This window comes from Afifella marina DSM 2698, from assembly GCF_900102695.1.
GTDB lineage: Bacteria > Pseudomonadota > Alphaproteobacteria > Rhizobiales > Afifellaceae > Afifella > Afifella marina.
Genome location: NZ_FMVW01000001.1, coordinates 329,237 through 347,182, shown reverse-complemented (window position 1 = coordinate 347,182; position 17,946 = coordinate 329,237). Strand labels below are relative to the sequence as shown.

The following is a 17,946-nucleotide window of genomic DNA, read 5'->3' as shown; positions in this document are numbered from 1 at the left end:
TCAGCGTCCGGCAGCCGCCAGGGCTGGCGCCTCACCAACGAACTGCGTGTGAAACATGCGCGCATAGGCGCCGTTCTTGGCGATCAGCTCGTGGTGGCTGCCACGCTCGACGATGCGTCCTTCGACCATGACGCAGATGAGATCGGCCCGTTTCACCGTCGACAGGCGATGCGCGATCATCAGGACCGTGCGCCCCTTCAGCAATCCGTCGAGGGCCGTCTGCACCTTGGCTTCGGCTTCCGCATCGAGCGCGCTCGTCGGCTCGTCGAGAAGCAGGATGGGGGCATCGCGCAGCATGGCGCGCGCAAAAGCGACGCGCTGCCGTTCGCCGCCCGACAACCGCCCTCCGGCTTCGCCCACATGCGTTTCATAGCCGTTCGGAAGGCGGGAGATGAAATCGTGCGCCGCCGCAGCTTTGGCCGCTTCGATGATCTTCTCTTGAGACGCCTCTTCCGATCCATACGCGATGTTGGTTCGGATCGTTTCGTCGAAGAGAACCGGATCCTGCGTCAGGAGCGCAGATGCGCCACGCACGCTCGGCAGCGTGACATCGCGAATATCCTGCCCGTCGATGAGAATGCGCCCGCCACTCGGATCGAAAAAGCGCAAGGCGAGATTGAGAACGGTGCTTTTGCCGGCACCGCTCGGTCCGACCAAGGCGACTTTCTGGCCCGGCTCGATCGACAGGTCGAAATCGCGCAGGACCGGCGTGCCGTTGTCATAGGAGAAGTCGACATGCTCGAAACGGATGCGTGCTTCGCGCACATTGAGCGGCTCGGCGCCGGGCTTTTCGGCAACGATCGCGGAATGATCGATGACGGCGAAGATGCGGCTTGCCGCGGTCACGCCTTCGGAAAGCTGCGCCTGAGTCTGGGCCAGAGTGCGCATCGGCGGATAGGTCAGCATCGCAGCCGTCAAAAAGCCGGCGAAGTGGCCAAGCGAGACGTTGCCGTAAATCCCCTGCCAGCCGCCGTAGAAGATCGCGGCGGCGATGCCGACACCCGAAAGCGTCTCGGTGACCGGACCGACGGCAGCGCGTGAGCGCGCCGTCTTCATCAGATAGCGGACGATGTTGTCGACGATGGTGCGGAAACGCTCGGCCTCACGCTGCTCCTGGCGGTAGGCCTTGACGACGCGCAGGGATTGCAGCGTCTGCGTCAACATGCTGCCGAGATCGCCCGCTTCCTTGAGCGAGCGCCGCACGGAGCCGGAGATGCGCTTGCGCTGGCGGGTCAGATACAAATAGGCGAACGGCATGCCCGCGCAGACGAGGAGCGCCAGCCGCCAGTCCATGTAGAACATCGACGCGGTCAGGAAGAACACCGTCAGCGAATCCTTGACGAGCGCCGTCATGGTCTTCGCGGCCGCGCGCTGGACGATATCGGCATCGTTGACGAAGGCGGAGACGAAGCGGCCCGAATGCGTGCGCTCCACCCAGGCGAGATCGGCCTTCGTCAGGGTCTCGAACATGCGGATGCGCAATTCGGAGACGACCTTGTTGCCGAGCCACGCATCAGTGACCTTGGACGTCCAATCGGCGACACCGCGCACGCCCATGACCAGGATGATCGCCACCGGCAGGAGATACAGAAGCGTCTCGTTCTTGGCGACGAACACCTCGTCGGCCACGACCTGAATCAGGAATGGCACGGCACCGGACGTCGCCGCTCCGACAACCATGCTGATCAGCGCGACGAAAAGGACGCGACGATGCGGCCAGAGAATATCGACCAGAAGCCGCCGCATGACGGCATAGGCCGAGATATCCTCGACCGTCAGAGTATCGGTGCCACCGTCCCGGCTGACTTGGCCGGAACTACCGCTTTGGGTCATGTTCAGGATCGAGCAATCGGTGCAGATGCACGATGAAATAGCGCATATGCGCATTGTCCACCGTCATCTGCGCCTTTTCCTTCCAAGCTTTGTAGGCCTCGGCGTAGTTTGGGTAGACGCCAACGATGTCGAGCGCTTCGAGATCGGTGAAATGAAGGCCGCGCAGATCGCTCAGCTCGCCACCGAAAACGAGGTGGAGAAGCTGTCCGCTTTTCGCTTCGCGAGGTTCAGAGGTCATATATGGCCCTTGATCAGTGAGAGATCCCGGCGCGCGCCGCGCGCTCCTCTTCGACCCGGCGCAGAACGGCAAGCAATTTGTCCTGCAGTCCCGGATTGGCGGCAGCAAGCGTTCCATGCCGCAGCTCCGCCCGGTTGTAGACGGGCGGCCGCCCGTCCAACGCGGTCAGCCGGCCACCGGCTTCGTGCACCAAAAGATCACACGCCGCAAGATCCCAGTCGTGTGCCCGAGGGCGCGCGAAGGCCGCATCGAAAGATGCATCGGCCACGCTGGCAAAGCGCCAGGCGAGCGATGGCAAATAACGCGAAGGCCTAACAGAATGCTCGTGCCAGACCTCGCTTTTAAACCAAGAGCTCGGCCCGGCAATGGCGCAGTCGCTCAAAGTGTGACGGTCGGCCACCGTGATTTTCTCGCCGGCCTCGCTCGCGCCATCGCCGAGCGTTGCCGTCATCAGGCGATCGAGGGCCGGGGCAAAAAGCACCGCCGCACCGGGACGGCCATCGCGCACAACGGCGATCGAAATGCACCAATGCGGATCGCCGGCGAGGAAGCCGCGTGTTCCGTCGATCGGGTCGACCACGAAGACACTGCGACACTCGAGACGGCGCGGATTGTCTGCGGTCTCTTCCGACAGCCAGCCATATTCCGGCCGGGCGGCGAGAAGCGTCTCGCGCAAAAAGGCATCCACCTCCATGTCGGCCACGCAAACCGGCGAGCCACCGACCTTGCTCCAGTTCTCCGGATCGTGCCGGAAATGACGCATCGCCAGCGTGCCGGCTCGGCGCGCGGCATCTGCCAGAAGCGTGCGATCGGCGCGATTGCGCTCCATCTCGTCGGCGGAAATTTGAGTGTCAGACTGGTCCATCGCACTGCCATATCGTGCGCCGCCGCAAAAGCGCAATGTTCAGAGTTCGCTTACCCTCAAAGACAGAGACACAGTCTTAACCACGCCCTTTAAGCAATCCGCAGATGCGAGGAGCGATCCTCTCGGCTATCAAATCGGCAAAAGCCGAGGAAAGAGCCAAACAGGCCGGGCAAAAAAACATGCGTCAAACAGAACAGAAACTGGTCGAAGACGAGACAACGGGTTGCCCAGCGCGGCGTCCCGCCGTCTTCGAGACCTTTGGATGGTATGCGGCGACGACGGCTGAAGGCGGACGCGCGGTGGCGCTTTTCGCCAGCGAGCGCGTCGTCGTCGAGCGCACCGTCGCTGGCATGCGGTGCCTTCTCGATGTCGCCCACAGCGCCTTCAAAGGCGTCCGCCTCGTGCGCGAAATCGGGGGCTATTGCGTCGTCGTCGAGCATGACGAGCCGGGGCTGACGCTCACCCTCGCGCAGACATTGCCACTGGAGGAGGCCAAAACCTTCCGTGACGCCTTGAGCGCGCATTTGAAAAGCGGCGTTGCCGGCGACGTCTATGTCTCGAAGCGCCTCGACGGAGGCCGCTCGAAGCTGCGCAGCCGGCGCCCCCTGCGCAACACGAAACGGCCACGCTTTCTGGCGCGCCGCAGGATCGGCGGGTTGGACGAGCAGGAGCCGATCAACGGCGACGAGTTGATCGCGCGCACCTGATCCCACCCCCGGCAGATTTTTGCAAAATGCCCGCGCCCGGCCTTGGCCGGGCGGCTTGGATGTCAGCCGAAGAGAGCCTTGAAAAGCGCGTCCAGGCAGAGGCCCGCGAAGATGATGGCGCCCGCGTCGCGGTTTGAGCGGAAGCGCAGAAGACAATTGTCGGCATCCTCGGTGTCGAGCGTTGCCACCTGCCAGGCAAAATGCGCGGCCCCGCCCAGGAGCCCGAGATAGGCGAAGTAGCCGCCGCCGGCGAGCATCACCGCGCCCAGAAGCAGCGCCACAGCGAGCCCGAAAAAGCCGACGAGAGCCGGGCGCGTATGGGCGCCGAAAAACTGCGCCGTCGAGCCGATGCCGATCAAGGCGTCGTCTTCCTTGTCCTGATGCGCGTAGATCGTGTCGTAGGCGACGGTCCAGGAAATCGCGGCGGCATAAAGCAGCACCGGCGCCCAGCCGAGCGAGCCGAAGATTGCCGCCCAGCCGACGAGCGCGCCCCAGGAAAACGAGATGCCGAGCACGACCTGCGGCCAGTTCGTGACCCGCTTCATGAACGGATAGACCGCCACGAAGACGAGCGATGCGAAGCCTAGCCCGATGGTGAAGGCGTTGAACTGAATTAGGACGAGAAGCCCCACCAGACATTGCAGGAAGAGGAACAGGAGCGCTCGTTTGAGGCTGACGGCCCCCGAGGGAATCGGGCGGGCGCGCGTGCGCGCCACCTTGGCGTCGATATCCTGGTCGACGAGATCGTTGTAGGTGCAGCCTGCCCCGCGCATGGCGACGGCACCGATCAGGAAGAGGATGAGCTGCCAGATCGGCGGAAAAGCACGGCCATCGGCCATCGATGCGAGTGCGGACGACCACCAGCACGGCCACAGAAGCAGCCACCAGCCGATCGGCCGGTCCCATCGGGCCAGCCGCCCATAGGGCTTCAACCAGTCCGGAGCGAACCGATCGAGCCAATGACGGGAGACGGAATCCGGGAGCGCTCCGCCCTGTGCGGCATTGTCTGTCATGACGTTTGCTCACCGAAAGTGGGAGAGAAGGTCAAGCCCCTTTAAGAAGGGGCTGCTGCGGCTTATCACCCCGACCTATAAGGCGCGAGGGCTTAAGCGCTTCAGGAGGCTAGAAACGTGCGGGTTTTGTTGATCGGAGGAGGCGGCCGCGAGCATGCGCTCGCCGGAGCGCTGGCGGCGTCGCCGCGCTTGAGCAAGCTGTCTGCTGCGCCGGGGAATGCCGGTATCGCGAACGTCGCGGAATGCGTCCCACTTGATTCTTCGGATCACCGCGCCGTCATCGATTTCTGCCGCAAGGAAGCAATTGACCTCGTCGTGGTCGGTCCGGAGGGCCCGCTCGTGGCGGGCCTCGTCGACCGGCTCAAGGAAGCGAAGATCTGCGCCTTCGGGCCGAGTGCGGCAGCGGCACAGCTTGAAGGCTCGAAGGTCTTCACCAAGGCGTTGTGCGCGGAGGAAAATATCCCGACCGCCGGTTACGAGGCGTTCAGCGACCGCGAGAGTGCGCTCGCCTATGTGGAAAAACACGCCATGCCGGTCGTGGTGAAGGCCGACGGCCTCGCCGCCGGCAAAGGCGTCACCATCGCCACGACACCGGCCGAGGCGCGCAAGGCGGTGGAAGCCATCTTTGCGGAGGACGGCGCCCAGGTCGTCATCGAAGAGCATCTCGTCGGGGAAGAGGCGAGCTTCTTCGTCTTGTGCGACGGCAAGACGGCCCGGCCTTTGACGACGGCACAGGATTTCAAGCGCGCCTATGACGGCGATGAAGGCCCCAATACCGGCGGCATGGGCGCCTATTCGCCGGCGCCCGTGATGGATGTCGCCACCCAGGCGCGAACGATGCGAGAGATCGTCGAGCCGACGCTTGCGGCCATGGCGAAGCGGGACATGCCGTTTTGCGGCGTTCTCTATGCCGGGCTGATGATTACCGCCGACGGCCCGAAGCTCATCGAATACAATGTCCGCTTCGGCGATCCGGAATGCCAGGTTTTGATGATGCGGCTTGAAAGCGATCTCCTGGCGCTTCTCGATGCGGCGGTCGCCGGCAGGCTCGACCGTACCTCCCTCGCCTGGCGCAAGGAGCCGGCGCTCACCGTCGTCATGGCCGCCAAGGGCTATCCCGGCGTTTACGAAAAAGGCAGCACCATCAGGGGGCTGGAGGAAGCCGCGGCGGTCGAAGGCGCGACCGTCTTTCATGCCGGCACACGCCACGTCGATGGTGAGATTGTCGCCGCCGGCGGGCGCGTCCTCAATGTCGGCGCAATTGGGGCCGATCTCTCGCAGGCGCGCAAGCGGGCCTATGAGGCCGTCGGCCGCATCGACTGGCCCGAAGGCTTCTGCCGTTCCGACATCGGAGAAGCGGCGAGCCGCCGGGGCTGAACACGCTTCCGGCTGCTTTTCGAGCGCGCCAGAGAACAAGACGTCATGACGGCTTTGCCGGCCAGCGGACCAAAGCGGCACCAAACCAGGTGTCGCGCGTTGGTTGTAAAACCTTCATGCAGCGCCTCTACGGTTCATGAACACGATAACTTCCTCACGAACCGTTTGAGCGAAAACGACCGGGGAGAAGAGGCAGGCGGGAGGCCGATGCGGGCGACGAGGCCCGGGAGCTAAAGGATGAGCTTGAATCACGATATCGGTCTGGCGCTCGGCGGGGGCGGCGCCCGCGGCATGGCGCATATTCTCGTCTGCGAAGTCTTCGACGAGCTCGGACTGAAGCCGGCCCTGATCGCAGGCACATCGATCGGCGCCATCATCGGCGCGGGTTATGCAAGCGGCCTTTCCGGGCGTGAGATGCGCGAACGCGCCATCGAATTCTTCGGTCAAAGACGAGAGCTCTATTCGCGTCTGTGGCAGACGCGCCCGATCGGCTTCGGCGACATCCTTCGCGGTCGGCTGTTGCAGGCGCAGTTCGATACTTTGCGCGTGCTGGAGAACTTCGTCCCCGGCATCGAAGTCGTGCCGGAAACCTTCGAAGAGCTGAAAATCCCCCTCAAGGTCGTCTCCTGCGACTTCTACGGCTGGTGCGAGACGGTGATGGAGACGGGCGAACTCCGCCCCGCGATCGCAGCCTCGATCGCCATACCCTCCGTCTTCAAGCCGGTATCGATCAACGGACGCATTCAGATCGACGGCGGGGCCGTCAATCCGCTGCCCATCGATCTCTGCCTCGACAAATCGCTGATTGTCGCCTCCGACGTGGCCGGCGGCCCGAACGGAGACCCGGACAAGGTTCCGGGGCTGCTTGAGACGATCATCGGCGCCGCCCAGATCTCCATGCAGGCGGTGCAGGCGGAAAAATTGAAGCGGCGCAGGCCGGACATCCTGTTCCGGCCGGAAATCAACGGCTTCTTCATCCTCGACTTCATGAAGAGCGAGCAGATCATTTCGCTCAACGAGCCGCTCAAGGACGATTTGAAGCGGCGTCTCGAACACATCATCGATTCGCCCTTCGAGCGCAGCGATGCGCCCGCAGCCTCCCAAATCCAGGCGGAGATCGGCCTCGCGCACTAGGCCCGGCGCGATTTGAAGAACCCGCGCAGGAGTTCGCCTGCGGCACGTTCGCCGATCCCGGCATAAACTTCCGGGGCATGATGGCAGGTCGGCGCGGAAAAAAAGCGCACGCCGTTGTCGACCGCACCGCCCTTCACATCCTCCGCGGCATAATAGAGGCGGCGAATGCGTGCGAAGCTGATTGCCGCCGCACACATCGTGCAGGGTTCGAGCGTCACATAAAGATCGCAGCCCGTCAGCCTTTCGGAGTTCAGCTTCGCGGCACCGGCACGAAGAACGAGCATTTCCGCGTGCGCACTCGGGTCCCGGTCGGCGAGCGTGCGATTGCCGGCACGCGCGATGATCTCACCGTTTCGCACCAGAATCGCACCGACGGGCACCTCACCACGTGCGGCGGCCGCTTCCGCCTCCGCGAGCGCTTCTGTCATAAAGGGGCTTCGTCTCATCTCGCCTGGTCGCGACGCCTCTGCTAGAGCTTGCCGCATGAGTGGGCAGAAAACCTCAGAAGCGCAAGACGGGCCGGACAAGGGCGAGCGCATCGCGAAAGTGATGGCGCGCGCCGGGCTATGCTCGCGCCGCGAAGCAGAAAGCTGGATTGCGGCAGGCCGCGTCAGCATCAACGGCCGCGTCTTGACGACGCCGGCCATCACCGTCACCGAGCGCGACAAGATCGTGGTCGACGGCCAGCCGCTGCAAGCGCTCGAAAGAAGCCGTCTTTTTCTCTATCACAAGCCGAAAGGCCTCGTGTGTACGCAGCGCGATCCGGAAGGGCGGCCGACGGTCTTCGCCGCCCTGCCACCCGATCTGCCGCGGGTCATGAGCATCGGCCGGCTCGACATCAACACCGAAGGGCTCCTCCTCCTCACCAATGACGGCGGGCTGGCCCGTGTGCTGGAGCTCCCGTCGACCGGCTGGCTGAGGCGCTACCGGGTGCGTGCGCATGGCCGCATCGACCAGGAAACGCTCGACCGGCTGAAACGCGGCATCGCCGTCGGCGGCATGCTCTACGGGCCGATCGACGCCGTCTTGGAGCGCCAGCAGGGCGACAATGTCTGGCTTCTCCTCGGACTTCGCGAGGGCAAGAACCGCGAAGTGAAGCGGGTGCTTGAACATCTCGGCCTCGTCGTGAACCGGCTCATCCGCGTCTCCTACGGTCCGTTCCAGCTCGGAGACCTGCCGGTCGGCACCGTCAAAGAAGTGCCGGGTCGGACATTGCGCGACCAGCTCGGCGAGCGTCTTGCCGAAGCTTCCGGGGCGGATTTCACCGCCCCTCCCCGCCCGACAGGCTCAGCGGGCGACAAGTCGCAGCCGGGCGGCAAGGACGGTGCGCCCGCAGGCCGCAAAGGCGCCCGACGCGGCGCCGGGCCTTCGGCGGGCCCCGATCAGGCCCCGCGGCGAGGCGCGGCCAGGTCCGGCAGAGGCGCGAGCGAGAGCGAGGCGCGGTCACCGCGCTCCTCCGGCGCCAAAACGCCATATCCCGAGCGGCAGGCCACGTCCGGCGAGCGCGCCGTCACCGGCCGCAGCGACAAGAAAAGCCGGGATCGGAAAGGCGACGACAAGAGAGCGCCAGAGAAGACCTTCGGCAAGGGCCGGCCCAACACCGCCAAGTCCGGCAACACGGGGGCCGGAAACGGGGGGGCCGGACGCGCCGGGCCTGCCGACGCGAAGACCGGCGACAGGAAGGGCGGCCATGCGCATCGTCGGCGGAAGCCTTAAGGGGCGGCCGCTCGCGGCGCCGAAAACTCAGGCGGTACGACCGACGTCGGACCGTCTGCGCGAGAGCCTTTTTTCCATTCTGGAGCATCGCCACGGACTGCCGGCGAAGGGCAGCCGCGTCCTCGATCTCTTTGCCGGCACGGGCGCGCTCGGGCTTGAGGCGATTTCCCGCGGCGCCGGCTACGCGCTCTTCGTCGAACAGGGCGTGGAAGGCCGCAGCCTCATTCGCAAGAATATCGAGACCTTGGCGCTGACCGGTGCGACCCGCATCTTCCGCCGCGATGCGACGAGGCTCGGCGTCGTCGGCACGATGGCGCCCTTCGACCTCGTCTTCTGCGATCCACCCTACGGCAAGGGGCTCGGCGAACAGGCGCTCGCCGCAGCTCTTGCGGGCGGCTGGCTGAAGCCCGACGCGCTCATCGTGCTCGAAGAAAGCGACCGGGCGGAGATTTCCCTGCCGGAGGGGTTTGCGCTCGTCGACAAGCGCGAGAGCAGCGACACGCAGCTCATCTTCCTGCAGGCCACCGAAGCACCCGCGCACGTTCCCACCGCGGGCTGAACGACGCCCTCAGCGCCGGCCGAACAGCCGCTCGATATCGGAGAGTTTCAGCGCCACATAGGTCGGCCGGCCGTGGTTGCATTGGCCGGAATTGGGCGTCTTTTCCATCTGGCGGAGAAGCGCGTTCATCTCGTCGGGCTTCATCCGCCGGCCGGATCTCACCGAGCCGTGACACGCCATCGTCGCGGCGACATGGTCGAGCTTTTCGCGCAGGCGGGTGGACGCGTCGAATTCGGCCAGATCGTCGGCGATGTCGCGGACAAGCGACGCCGCATCGACCTCGCCCAGGAGCGCCGGCGTTTCGGTGACGGAGATCGCGCCCGGCCCGAACGGCTCCACGACCAGGCCGAGCTCCGCAAGCTCATCGGCACGGGCGGCGAGCCGCTCCACATCCTCGTGCGGCAGATCGACGATTTCAGGGATGAGAAGCATCTGCCGCGGGACCTGGCGCCCGCCGAGTGCATCTTTCAAACGCTCATAGACGATGCGCTCATGGGCTGCATGCTGGTCGACGATGACGAGACCGTCTTCTGTCTGGGTGACGATGTAATTCTCGTGGATCTGCGCCCGCGCGGCGCCGAGCGGATAGGAGACCCCCTCGCCCGTCTCGACCTGCCGGAATTCCGCGCTCGGACGGTCATCGACGAAGGCCGACTGTGTCCCTTCGCCAAAGCCCGGGGCGAAGGTCGCGGGCTGCCCGGCCTCGTCCATCGCAAAAGTCGGCGAAGCGGCCTCAGCCTCGCCCATCGCGTCCGGTGCCGCCCATCCCTGCCAGCCGGAGGGAGCACTCGGCGCATAGCCGAAAGGACGCTGTGCGCCGCCCGCCCAGCCTTGCGGCCGCGCCGTCGACCGGCGCAGCGCTTCGAGCGTTTCGACACCGCCCGTCGAAGCGGCACGGAAGCCGTGCTCGGCCAGAGCCTCGCGCACGGCGCGGATGATGAGCCCCCGCACGAGACCGGAATCGCGAAAGCGCACCTCCGCCTTCGCCGGATGCACATTGACGTCGAGATCTTCGGGAGAAAGTTCCAGAAAGAGCGCCGCCACCGCATGCCGGTCGCGCGCCAGAACGTCGGCATACGCCGCGCGGATCGCACCGGCGAGCAGGCGGTCGCGCAGGGAGCGGCCGTTGACCACGACGAATTGCGACAGGGAATTGGCGCGGTTGTAGGTCGGCAGGGCGATGAAGCCCGACAGGCGCACACCCTCCTTTTCCGCCGCAACCGGCACGGCGTTGTCGGCGAATTCCTCGCCCAGAATATCGCCCAGCCGCGGCAGCAGCGATTTGCGCGGCGCCCAGTCGAGCGTCTTGCGGTCACCGCCCGCAAGGGTGAAGCGAATGTCGGGATGGGCGAGCGCGATGCGGCGCAGCTGATCGGTGACGGCGGAGGTTTCGGCGCGGTCGGAGCGCAGGAATTTCAGCCGCGCCGGCGTCGCGAAGAAGAGCTCGCGCACCTCCACCTGCGTCCCCGCCGCACGGGCGGCCGGCACCGGCTCGCCCTTGCGCCCCCCGTCGACGAGGATCGACCAGCCATGCTCCTCGCTCTTGTGCCGGCTTTCGAGCGAGAGCCTTGCGACAGAGCCGATCGAGGCGAGCGCTTCGCCGCGGAAGCCGAGCGAGGTGATATGGGCGAGGTCGTCGTCCGGCAGTTTCGACGTGCAATGGCGGTCGACGGCGGCGACGAGATCGTCGCGGCACATCCCCTCCCCATCATCGGTGACGCGGATGAGGCTTTTGCCGCCGGCGCTCGTCACCACCTCGACGGCACGCGCACCGGCGTCGATGGCGTTCTCCACGAGCTCTTTGACGACGCTCGCGGGACGCTCGATCACCTCGCCGGCAGCGATGCGGTTGACGATATGCTCAGGAAGAGCGCGAACGGCCAAGATCTGTTTCCGCTTTCGAATCCAAAGCGAGTCTGACGAAGGCCGTCCGGTTTGAAAAGGCGGCAGAGGCCGGAATGGCGCTACTTGAACATCCGGGTGAAGAAGTTGCCCTTCTTCTTTTCGCCCGTCGCCTCCGGATCGACCGGAGCCGTTTCAGCGGGCTCCCGATAGGCCTCGGGCGGATCCGTCAGATAACGCCGCTCGGTGATGCCGATGCCTTTGGCCTCGGCCATCTTTTCCTTGACGTCCTTGGCGGCCTGCCGGTTGCGGACGAGATCGTATTTGACGCCGATCTCGGCATCGTCTTCGCGCTCGCCCGGCTGGCGCTTGCGGGCCATCCCGCTCAGCGGCTTCAGGCTCGACACATATTCCGGAGACATGTCGTCCCGGGCGATGTTGTTGTCAGGGTCGGCAGGATTGAGGGCAACCGCGGAGGCATTGGGCTGCGGGCCGGTCGGCCAATTCGCCGTGCGCACCCCGGCTTCAGGCTCGGGCGGCCGCAACTCCGCGCTCGGCGGCATCACGAGCGGCGAACGCGGCCGATAATCGATCGGCTTCTTCTCCTTGCCGCCCAGGTTGCCGACGGCGGCCACTTCGGAAAAGATCGCCATTTCAGGCGCCTCTCCGGTACCGTAGGTCCTACCCGGACAGCCGCCCAGAAGCATCGCGCCCATTGCCAGGGCGATGGATGCCGGCACGAGCCGCTTTGCGGTTTCAGCCGCTGATTTCGCCATCAACTCTACCCCTTGCCCCATCGCTCGACAGGAATCTTTGCCGGCCAAGATGGACGCGGCTTATAGCACAAGCCCCCTATCCGTCGACAGGAGCCCGCCTTTCACGTTTGTTTGGCATTTTCAGGGCGCTCGGTCGCCCAGGCGAGAAGCATGCCGATCACCCCCGCGACGATCCACACGTCAGCGAGGTTGAAGACGTACCACTGAAAACTGCCGATATGGAACAGGAAGAAATCGGCCACCGCGCCGAAGCGCAGGCGGTCGATGACGTTGCCGATCGCGCCACCGATGATGAGGCCCACGGAAATCGCGGACAGAAACCGATCGAGTTTCGTCAGCCAGTAGAAAAAGACCGCCGCCCCGATCAGTCCGACACCGACGAGCAGCCAGCGCCCGATCTCGCTTTCCTGCGTGAAGAGGCCGTAGCTGACGCCCCGGTTCCAGACGAGGATGAGATCGAGGAACGGCGTCAGCGCCACGCGCCCCTTTTCGGCAATCGCATAGGGCCCGAGCATGAAGGCCTTGTGCGCCTGGTCGAGAATGGCCGCGAGCACGGCAACGAGGACGCCGAAGCGGAAGGGCGTCATGCGGCCTTCCTTCCCGCAACCGGGCCTTCGGCAATCGGGTTTTCGGCGGCGATCGGGACGCAAAGTCCCGTCGCCGCCAAAATGATCGGCTCTGCCAGCGTCACGCGGCCTGTGCCTTTTCCCATTCGCGCATCGCGGCCGCATCGCGCGGCGTGATGTCGGGATATTCGGGATCGGCGCCCACCTCCGGCGTGATCTTCCAGGAGCGGGCGCATTTGCGCCCTTCTGCCTTCGCCGGGACGACGGCGACACCTGGAATATCGGCAAGACGGAACGCCTCCGCCGGTCCCTCGCCCAGTTCCAGCACGACACCCGACGTGATGGCGATTTCGGCGAGATCGATCTCCTTCAGGGTCACAAGCAGCTCCTCGTCGGCGATATGGACGATCGGCGCCGCCTCAAGCGACGAGCCGATACGCTTCTCGCGCCGCTCCACCTCGAGCGCGCCCATGACGACGCGGCGCACCGTCCAGATTCGCTCCCAGCGCTCTTCCAGCGCCTCGTTGCGCCATTGGGCCGGGATCTGCGGGAAGAGTTCGAGATGGACGCAGGCATCCTCGCCGAAGCGCGCCATCCAGGATTCCTCTGCCGTGAACGGCAGCAACGGCGCCAGCCATTTGACCAGCGCGTCAAAGAGCCGGTCGATAACCGTCAGCGCCGCGCGACGGCGCAGCGACGACGCCGGATCGCAATAGAGCGCATCCTTGCGGATATCGAAATATTCCGCCGACAGATCGATGGTCATGAAGTTGAAGATGGCGAAGAAGGCGCGCTTGAAGTCGAAGACCTCGTAGGCGCTCGTCACCGTCTTCTCCAGACGCACGAGTTCCGACAGGATGAGCCGCTCCAGCTCCGGCATCTCGGCCGGCTCGACGCGCTCCTCCGGGCGGAAATGGGCAAGCGAGCCCAGCATCCAGCGGATGGTGTTGCGGAGCTTGCGGTAGGAATCGGCGTTCGTCTTCAGGATTTCCGGACCGATCCTCAAATCCTCCGAATAATCCGAGGAGACGACCCACAGGCGCAGAATGTCGGCGCCCGACTGCTCGATCACCTGCTGCGGCGTCACCTGATTGCCGAGCGACTTCGACATTTTGCGGCCGTCCTCGGCCATGACGAAGCCATGTGTCACCACCGCATCGTAGGGCGCACGGCCATTGGTGCCGCAGCTTTCCAGAAGCGAGGAATGGAACCAGCCGCGATGCTGGTCGGAGCCTTCGAGATAGACATCCGCCGGCCATTTGAGATCCGCCCGCTTGCGCAGGACGAAAGCATGGGTGGAGCCGGAATCGAACCACACGTCGAGAATGTCGTCGACCTTCTCCCAGGCCTCGACGTCTTCCACCAGACCTTCGAGGAAGCGGGCTTTTGAGCCTTCCTTGAACCAGGCGTCGGCCCCTTCCTCGCGGAAGACGGAGACGATGCGGGCATCGACCTCGTCGTTGCGCAACAGGGCACCCGTCTCCTTATTCACGAAGACGGCGATCGGCACACCCCAGGCGCGCTGACGCGACAGGACCCAGTCCGGGCGATGCTCGATCATGCCCTTGAGGCGGTTCTTGCCGGCGGCCGGATAGAACCGCGTCGCCTCGATCGCCTCGAGGGCGCGGGCACGCAGGGTTTCGCTGCCCTCGATCGGCTCGTCCATATAGACGAACCATTGCGGGGTGTTGCGGAAGATGACCGGCTTCTTGGAACGCCAGGAATGCGGATATTGGTGCTTCAGCCGCCCGCGGGCGAGAAGCCGTCCCGCTTTCACGAGCGCCTCGATGACGACCTTGTTGGCGTCGCCCTTCTTGCCCTTGTCGTCGATGACGCGCACGCCTTCGAAGCCCGGCGCGTCCGGGGTGAAGGCGCCGTTCTCGTCGACCGTGTAGGGGATCGTGGTGTCGATGCCCTCGCGGCGAAGCTCGCTCGCCTTTTCCATCCACACGTCAAAGTCTTCGCGGCCGTGACCGGGGGCGGTGTGGACGAAGCCCGTACCCGTATCCTCCGTCACATGCTCGCCCGCCATCATCGGCACGTCGAACTGATAGCCGCCGAGGCCGGAATCGCGGAACGGATGGGCGCAGCGCGCGATCGACGCCGGGTCGACATCGCCGCGGCGCTCATAGGCCTCGACGCGCGCATTCTTGAAGACGTCGGCCGCCAGAACGTCGGCCAGCACCAGGCGGTCGCCGACCTTCGCCCAGTTCTCTTCCGGCGCCTGCGTCACCTCATAAAGGCCGTAAGAGATGCGCGGCGAATAGGCGACAGCGCGGTTGCCGGGCATCGTCCAAGGCGTCGTCGTCCAGATGACGACAAAAGCGCCGGCAAGCGGCCCGTCCCCAAGCACTGGGAACTTCACCCAGATCGTGTCGGATTCGTAATCGTGATACTCGACCTCGGCCTCGGCGAGCGCCGTCTTCTCCACAACCGACCACATCACCGGCTTGGAGCCACGGTAAAGCTGACCGGAGGCGGCGAACTTCAGCAATTCCTCGGCGATGACCGCCTCGGCATCGAAGCTCATCGTCAGATACGGATCCTTGAAATCGCCGATGACGCCGAGCCGCTGAAACTCCTCAGACTGAACGCCGACCCAGTGGGTGGCGAAGTCGCGGCACATCCGGCGCAATTCGACCTTGTCGACGGAATCCTTCGACTGCCCCTTGGCGCGCAGGTTTTCCTCGACCTTCCATTCGATCGGCAGGCCGTGGCAGTCCCAGCCGGGCACGTAATTGGCGTCGAAGCCCATCATCTGGCGCGAGCGCACGATGACGTCCTTCAGGATCTTGTTGAGACCCGTGCCGATATGGATGTTGCCGTTGGCGTAGGGAGGACCGTCATGCAGGACGTATTTCTCCCGCCCCGAAGCCTCCTCGCGCTGACGCTTGTAGAGATCCATCTTCTCCCAGCGCGCGAGGATTTCCGGCTCCTTCTTGGGCAGGCCGGCGCGCATGGGAAAGTCGGTCTTCGGCAGAAACAGGGTCTTCGAATAATCTCGCTCCGCCTCGTTCGCGGCGGCTTTTTGGTCGCTCATCGTCATATCCTGAGCTCAGAATTCCATGAAAAAGCGCGTCGATCGAATGCGATCGCGGCCCGGCAATGCGCTCCCCGACCTCTCAGACAGAGGCCGGGCGGCTAATTCGCAGAAGGGCTATGATCTCGGCTCGCATGGGGCGGCTTGTAACTGAGAGCCGCGGCGATGAAAAGCCGCTGGCGCAGCCCGTGCGCGACGGCGGAAGAATGGCGGAAGAATGAGAGACGGAAGAGCTCGCGCGGGATCTGGGTTTCACTTGCCTTCAAGGCCTGCCGCTTCACCGGCATGGCCGGACAGCACCGCGGCGGCTCCCGCCATGGCATTGCGAAACGCATTGTCGAAGCTCACGCCGGCGACCTGCCAGTCGGCCGTCTCGCCCTCGGCAGTCTGGAGATGCCATCTGGCCTTCCACCCGACCGCCGTCGCATCCCAGGTGATCGACCCGCCAAGGGCAACGTCGGCCGCGAGCGCGCTTGCAAACGGGCGGAGATTTCCAATCTCTCCGTCCCCTGAAGGCACGGAAACATCGTCCCTCTCCTCCAAGATGGATTGCGCCGGCAGGACGATCGCAAGTCCATATTGGCGGGAGGCGGCCTCTAGCGCTTCCTTCTGATCGATCCCTCGCGTGCCGTCGCGTGTCAGGAGATACCGGCGACCCTCGGTGAGAACCGCGATCAGGACTGCAAGCTTCGGTCGATCGAGCCAGGCTTCATAGCCGAGGCCATTGAGGGCGGCATCGATCTTCGCCGCATCGAAGCTGACGGTGAGATCGTAGGGGCGGTCGCGCGAGCCCTGCTCGTCATGATGGGGAATACCCTCCATGCGGTCGCGATAGCGATAATCGCTGACGAAGGAAGGCGCCCTGGCGAGGATCTCCGGAACGCCGGGATCGCCTCGCGCGATGGGAACACCGGCGACTTTGACGAGGACCGTCAGCAGGCAATCCTCGAAAGCTGGAAGCCGCGTCTCCTCGCGCTCGCCCGTGACGATCGTTTGCGCCTCATAGAGATCCGGATCGCCCGAGGTGCCAGCTCCGGCGGGCTCAGCGCCCGCAGCTATCGGAGCCAGAAGGATCGAGACGGTCACGAGGACCAAATGCCAGAAACGCATCATCAAACCTCCAAAACAGCAGGCGCATGAGCGGTTCACCATAAGGACCGCCCAGCCGATTGCGAGGCTTATGACGCGGCGAACACACGTCCACGGGAGATGCACTCCGGAGAGGTGCATCGAAGGAGGCGCATCAGGGGGAGATACGTCAGGCGAGCCCGAGCGCTTCGGCCTCCCCCTCGATGCGCGGCCAATCGGCAGCGATGCGGCGATCGAAGTCCGCGAGGGGGTGGTTTGCCAAAATCCTGCGCGCGGTCGCGGCGTCTTCGTTCATCTGCGCCACGAGAGCCTCGATGGAATCGAAACGCTCCTCGGCACGGATCCAATCGACGAGCGAGACGAGGCCCATCTCGCCATAGAGATCGCCTTCGAAATCGAACAGGAACGTCTCGAGCTTCGGGGCGCCGTCGTCGAAGGTTGGGCGCCGACCGAAACTCGCGACGCCATCGTGCACCCGGCCATCACGCCGGGTGTAGCGCACCGCATAGATGCCCTGACGCAGATCGCAGGAGGTCGGCAGGACCATATTGGCCGTCGGAAAGCCCAGATCGCGGCCACGCCGGTCGCCGTGGACGACTTTCGCGGCCACCGACCAGGTCCAGCCCAAAAGCTGACGCGCCTCCTCGACCCGACCTTCCTCGAGAGCTGCACGGATCCGGCTCGAGGAGACCGCACCTTCTTCATCGCCGTGCTTGTCGACGACGGTCACGCCGAAAGACGAAAGGATGCCCTGACGCTGGAGGAATTCCGGCGTGCCCTGGCGGCGATGGCCGAAATGAAAATCGTAGCCGGTGACGGCATGGCGGAGTTGGAGCTTCTCGATAAGGAAGCGACGTACGAAATCTTCGGCCGAGGTTTCTGCGAAGGCGGCATCGAAATGCGCGACGACGACGCCGTTGAGGCCGAGGGCGGAGGCCACACTTGCCCGCATCACCGGCTCGGTCAGGCGGAAGAGCGGCTTGTCGGGCGCGAAGAAGGAGCGCGGATGCGGCTCGAAGGTGAGAAGGATGCAGGGCGCACCGAGATGCTCCGCTTCCGCCTGGGCGGCTGCGAGCACGGCCTGGTGACCGCGATGCATGCCGTCGAAATTGCCGATCGCCACGACCGCATTTCGCCATTCTTCTGGCAGGCAGTCGAAAGTCGCAATGGAAACGGGCGAAGACGGCATCG

At 64.8% G+C, this 17,946-nt stretch carries 16 protein-coding genes; 5 read left to right on the top strand and 11 right to left on the bottom strand.

Features of this window, described 5'->3' with window-relative positions; genetic code table 11:
• Genes BLP76_RS01560 through BLP76_RS01550 form a run of 3 tightly spaced genes read right to left on the bottom strand, consistent with a single transcriptional unit; the run spans position 1 to position 2,936 of the window.
• Positions 1-1,833 carry an ABC transporter ATP-binding protein gene (locus BLP76_RS01560; RefSeq protein WP_170130361.1) on the bottom strand — a complete coding sequence of 611 codons (1,833 nt, stop codon included), beginning with the start codon at positions 1,831-1,833 and terminating at the stop codon, positions 1-3.
• Positions 1,817-2,071 (bottom strand): DUF4170 domain-containing protein, encoded by a 255-nt coding sequence (locus BLP76_RS01555; RefSeq protein ID WP_092810027.1) that lies wholly within the window; start codon positions 2,069-2,071, stop codon positions 1,817-1,819. Before BLP76_RS01555 ends, BLP76_RS01560 begins: the two co-directional genes overlap by 17 nt.
• A 13-nt stretch (positions 2,072-2,084) precedes the next feature.
• The gene (locus BLP76_RS01550; RefSeq protein ID WP_244514356.1) at positions 2,085-2,936 is read right to left on the bottom strand and encodes a 3'(2'),5'-bisphosphate nucleotidase CysQ; all 852 of its coding nucleotides are present in this window, start codon (positions 2,934-2,936) and stop codon (positions 2,085-2,087) included.
• A 179-nt stretch (positions 2,937-3,115) separates the two neighbouring features.
• Here BLP76_RS01550 and BLP76_RS01545 point away from each other — a divergent pair, with 179 nt between their 5' ends.
• Positions 3,116-3,643 carry a hypothetical protein gene (locus tag BLP76_RS01545; protein WP_139163653.1) on the top strand — a complete coding sequence of 176 codons (528 nt, stop codon included), beginning with the start codon at positions 3,116-3,118 and terminating at the stop codon, positions 3,641-3,643.
• A 62-nt stretch (positions 3,644-3,705) separates the two neighbouring features.
• Here the strand turns inward: BLP76_RS01545 and ubiA are convergent, their stop codons facing one another.
• Entirely contained in the window at positions 3,706-4,656 is a 951-nt protein-coding gene (gene ubiA, locus BLP76_RS01540) for a 4-hydroxybenzoate octaprenyltransferase (protein ID WP_092809130.1), read from the bottom strand.
• A gap of 117 nt (positions 4,657-4,773) precedes the next feature.
• Here ubiA and purD point away from each other — a divergent pair, with 117 nt between their 5' ends.
• Both purD and BLP76_RS01530 read left to right on the top strand, forming a co-directional pair.
• Positions 4,774-6,033: a phosphoribosylamine--glycine ligase gene (gene purD, locus BLP76_RS01535; RefSeq protein ID WP_092809129.1), complete on the top strand. Its 1,260-nt coding sequence runs from the start codon at positions 4,774-4,776 to the stop codon at positions 6,031-6,033.
• Between the two features lie 237 nt (positions 6,034-6,270).
• Complete coding sequence (locus tag BLP76_RS01530; RefSeq protein WP_092809128.1) at positions 6,271-7,167, top strand: patatin-like phospholipase family protein; 897 nt, start codon at positions 6,271-6,273, stop codon at positions 7,165-7,167.
• Here BLP76_RS01530 and BLP76_RS01525 read toward each other — a convergent pair.
• A complete protein-coding gene (locus BLP76_RS01525) occupies positions 7,164-7,613 on the bottom strand; it encodes a nucleoside deaminase (RefSeq protein WP_092809127.1) in 450 nt (149 codons plus the stop codon). The genes BLP76_RS01530 and BLP76_RS01525 overlap by 4 nt on opposite strands.
• 37 nt (positions 7,614-7,650) lie before the next feature.
• Between BLP76_RS01525 and BLP76_RS01520 the strand changes: the two genes are divergently transcribed.
• Positions 7,651-8,883, top strand: a complete 1,233-nt coding sequence (locus BLP76_RS01520) for a pseudouridine synthase (RefSeq protein WP_244514354.1) — start codon at positions 7,651-7,653, stop codon at positions 8,881-8,883.
• Entirely contained in the window at positions 8,858-9,442 is a 585-nt protein-coding gene (gene rsmD / locus BLP76_RS01515; protein WP_092809125.1) for a 16S rRNA (guanine(966)-N(2))-methyltransferase RsmD, read from the top strand. Before BLP76_RS01520 ends, rsmD begins: the two co-directional genes overlap by 26 nt.
• A 9-nt stretch (positions 9,443-9,451) precedes the next feature.
• Here rsmD and mutL read toward each other — a convergent pair whose 3' ends face one another.
• The 6 genes from mutL to BLP76_RS01485 form a co-directional block, all read right to left on the bottom strand.
• Positions 9,452-11,326 carry a DNA mismatch repair endonuclease MutL gene (gene mutL / locus BLP76_RS01510; RefSeq protein ID WP_092809124.1) on the bottom strand — a complete coding sequence of 625 codons (1,875 nt, stop codon included), beginning with the start codon at positions 11,324-11,326 and terminating at the stop codon, positions 9,452-9,454.
• 80 nt (positions 11,327-11,406) lie between these two features.
• A complete protein-coding gene (locus tag BLP76_RS01505) occupies positions 11,407-12,060 on the bottom strand; it encodes a hypothetical protein (RefSeq protein ID WP_111328798.1) in 654 nt (217 codons plus the stop codon).
• Positions 12,061-12,161: 101 nt separating this feature from the next.
• Positions 12,162-12,647, bottom strand: coding sequence for a signal peptidase II (gene lspA, locus BLP76_RS01500; RefSeq protein WP_170130362.1), 486 nt, complete (start codon positions 12,645-12,647; stop codon positions 12,162-12,164).
• Between the two features lie 100 nt (positions 12,648-12,747).
• The gene (gene ileS, locus BLP76_RS01495) at positions 12,748-15,666 is read right to left on the bottom strand and encodes an isoleucine--tRNA ligase (RefSeq protein ID WP_092810025.1); all 2,919 of its coding nucleotides are present in this window, start codon (positions 15,664-15,666) and stop codon (positions 12,748-12,750) included.
• A 252-nt stretch (positions 15,667-15,918) separates the two neighbouring features.
• Positions 15,919-16,779 (bottom strand): DUF2066 domain-containing protein, encoded by an 861-nt coding sequence (locus BLP76_RS01490; RefSeq protein ID WP_170130363.1) that lies wholly within the window; start codon positions 16,777-16,779, stop codon positions 15,919-15,921.
• Between the two features lie 145 nt (positions 16,780-16,924).
• Positions 16,925-17,944: a bifunctional riboflavin kinase/FAD synthetase gene (locus BLP76_RS01485; protein WP_092809120.1), complete on the bottom strand. Its 1,020-nt coding sequence runs from the start codon at positions 17,942-17,944 to the stop codon at positions 16,925-16,927.
• Positions 17,945-17,946 lie beyond the last annotated feature (2 nt).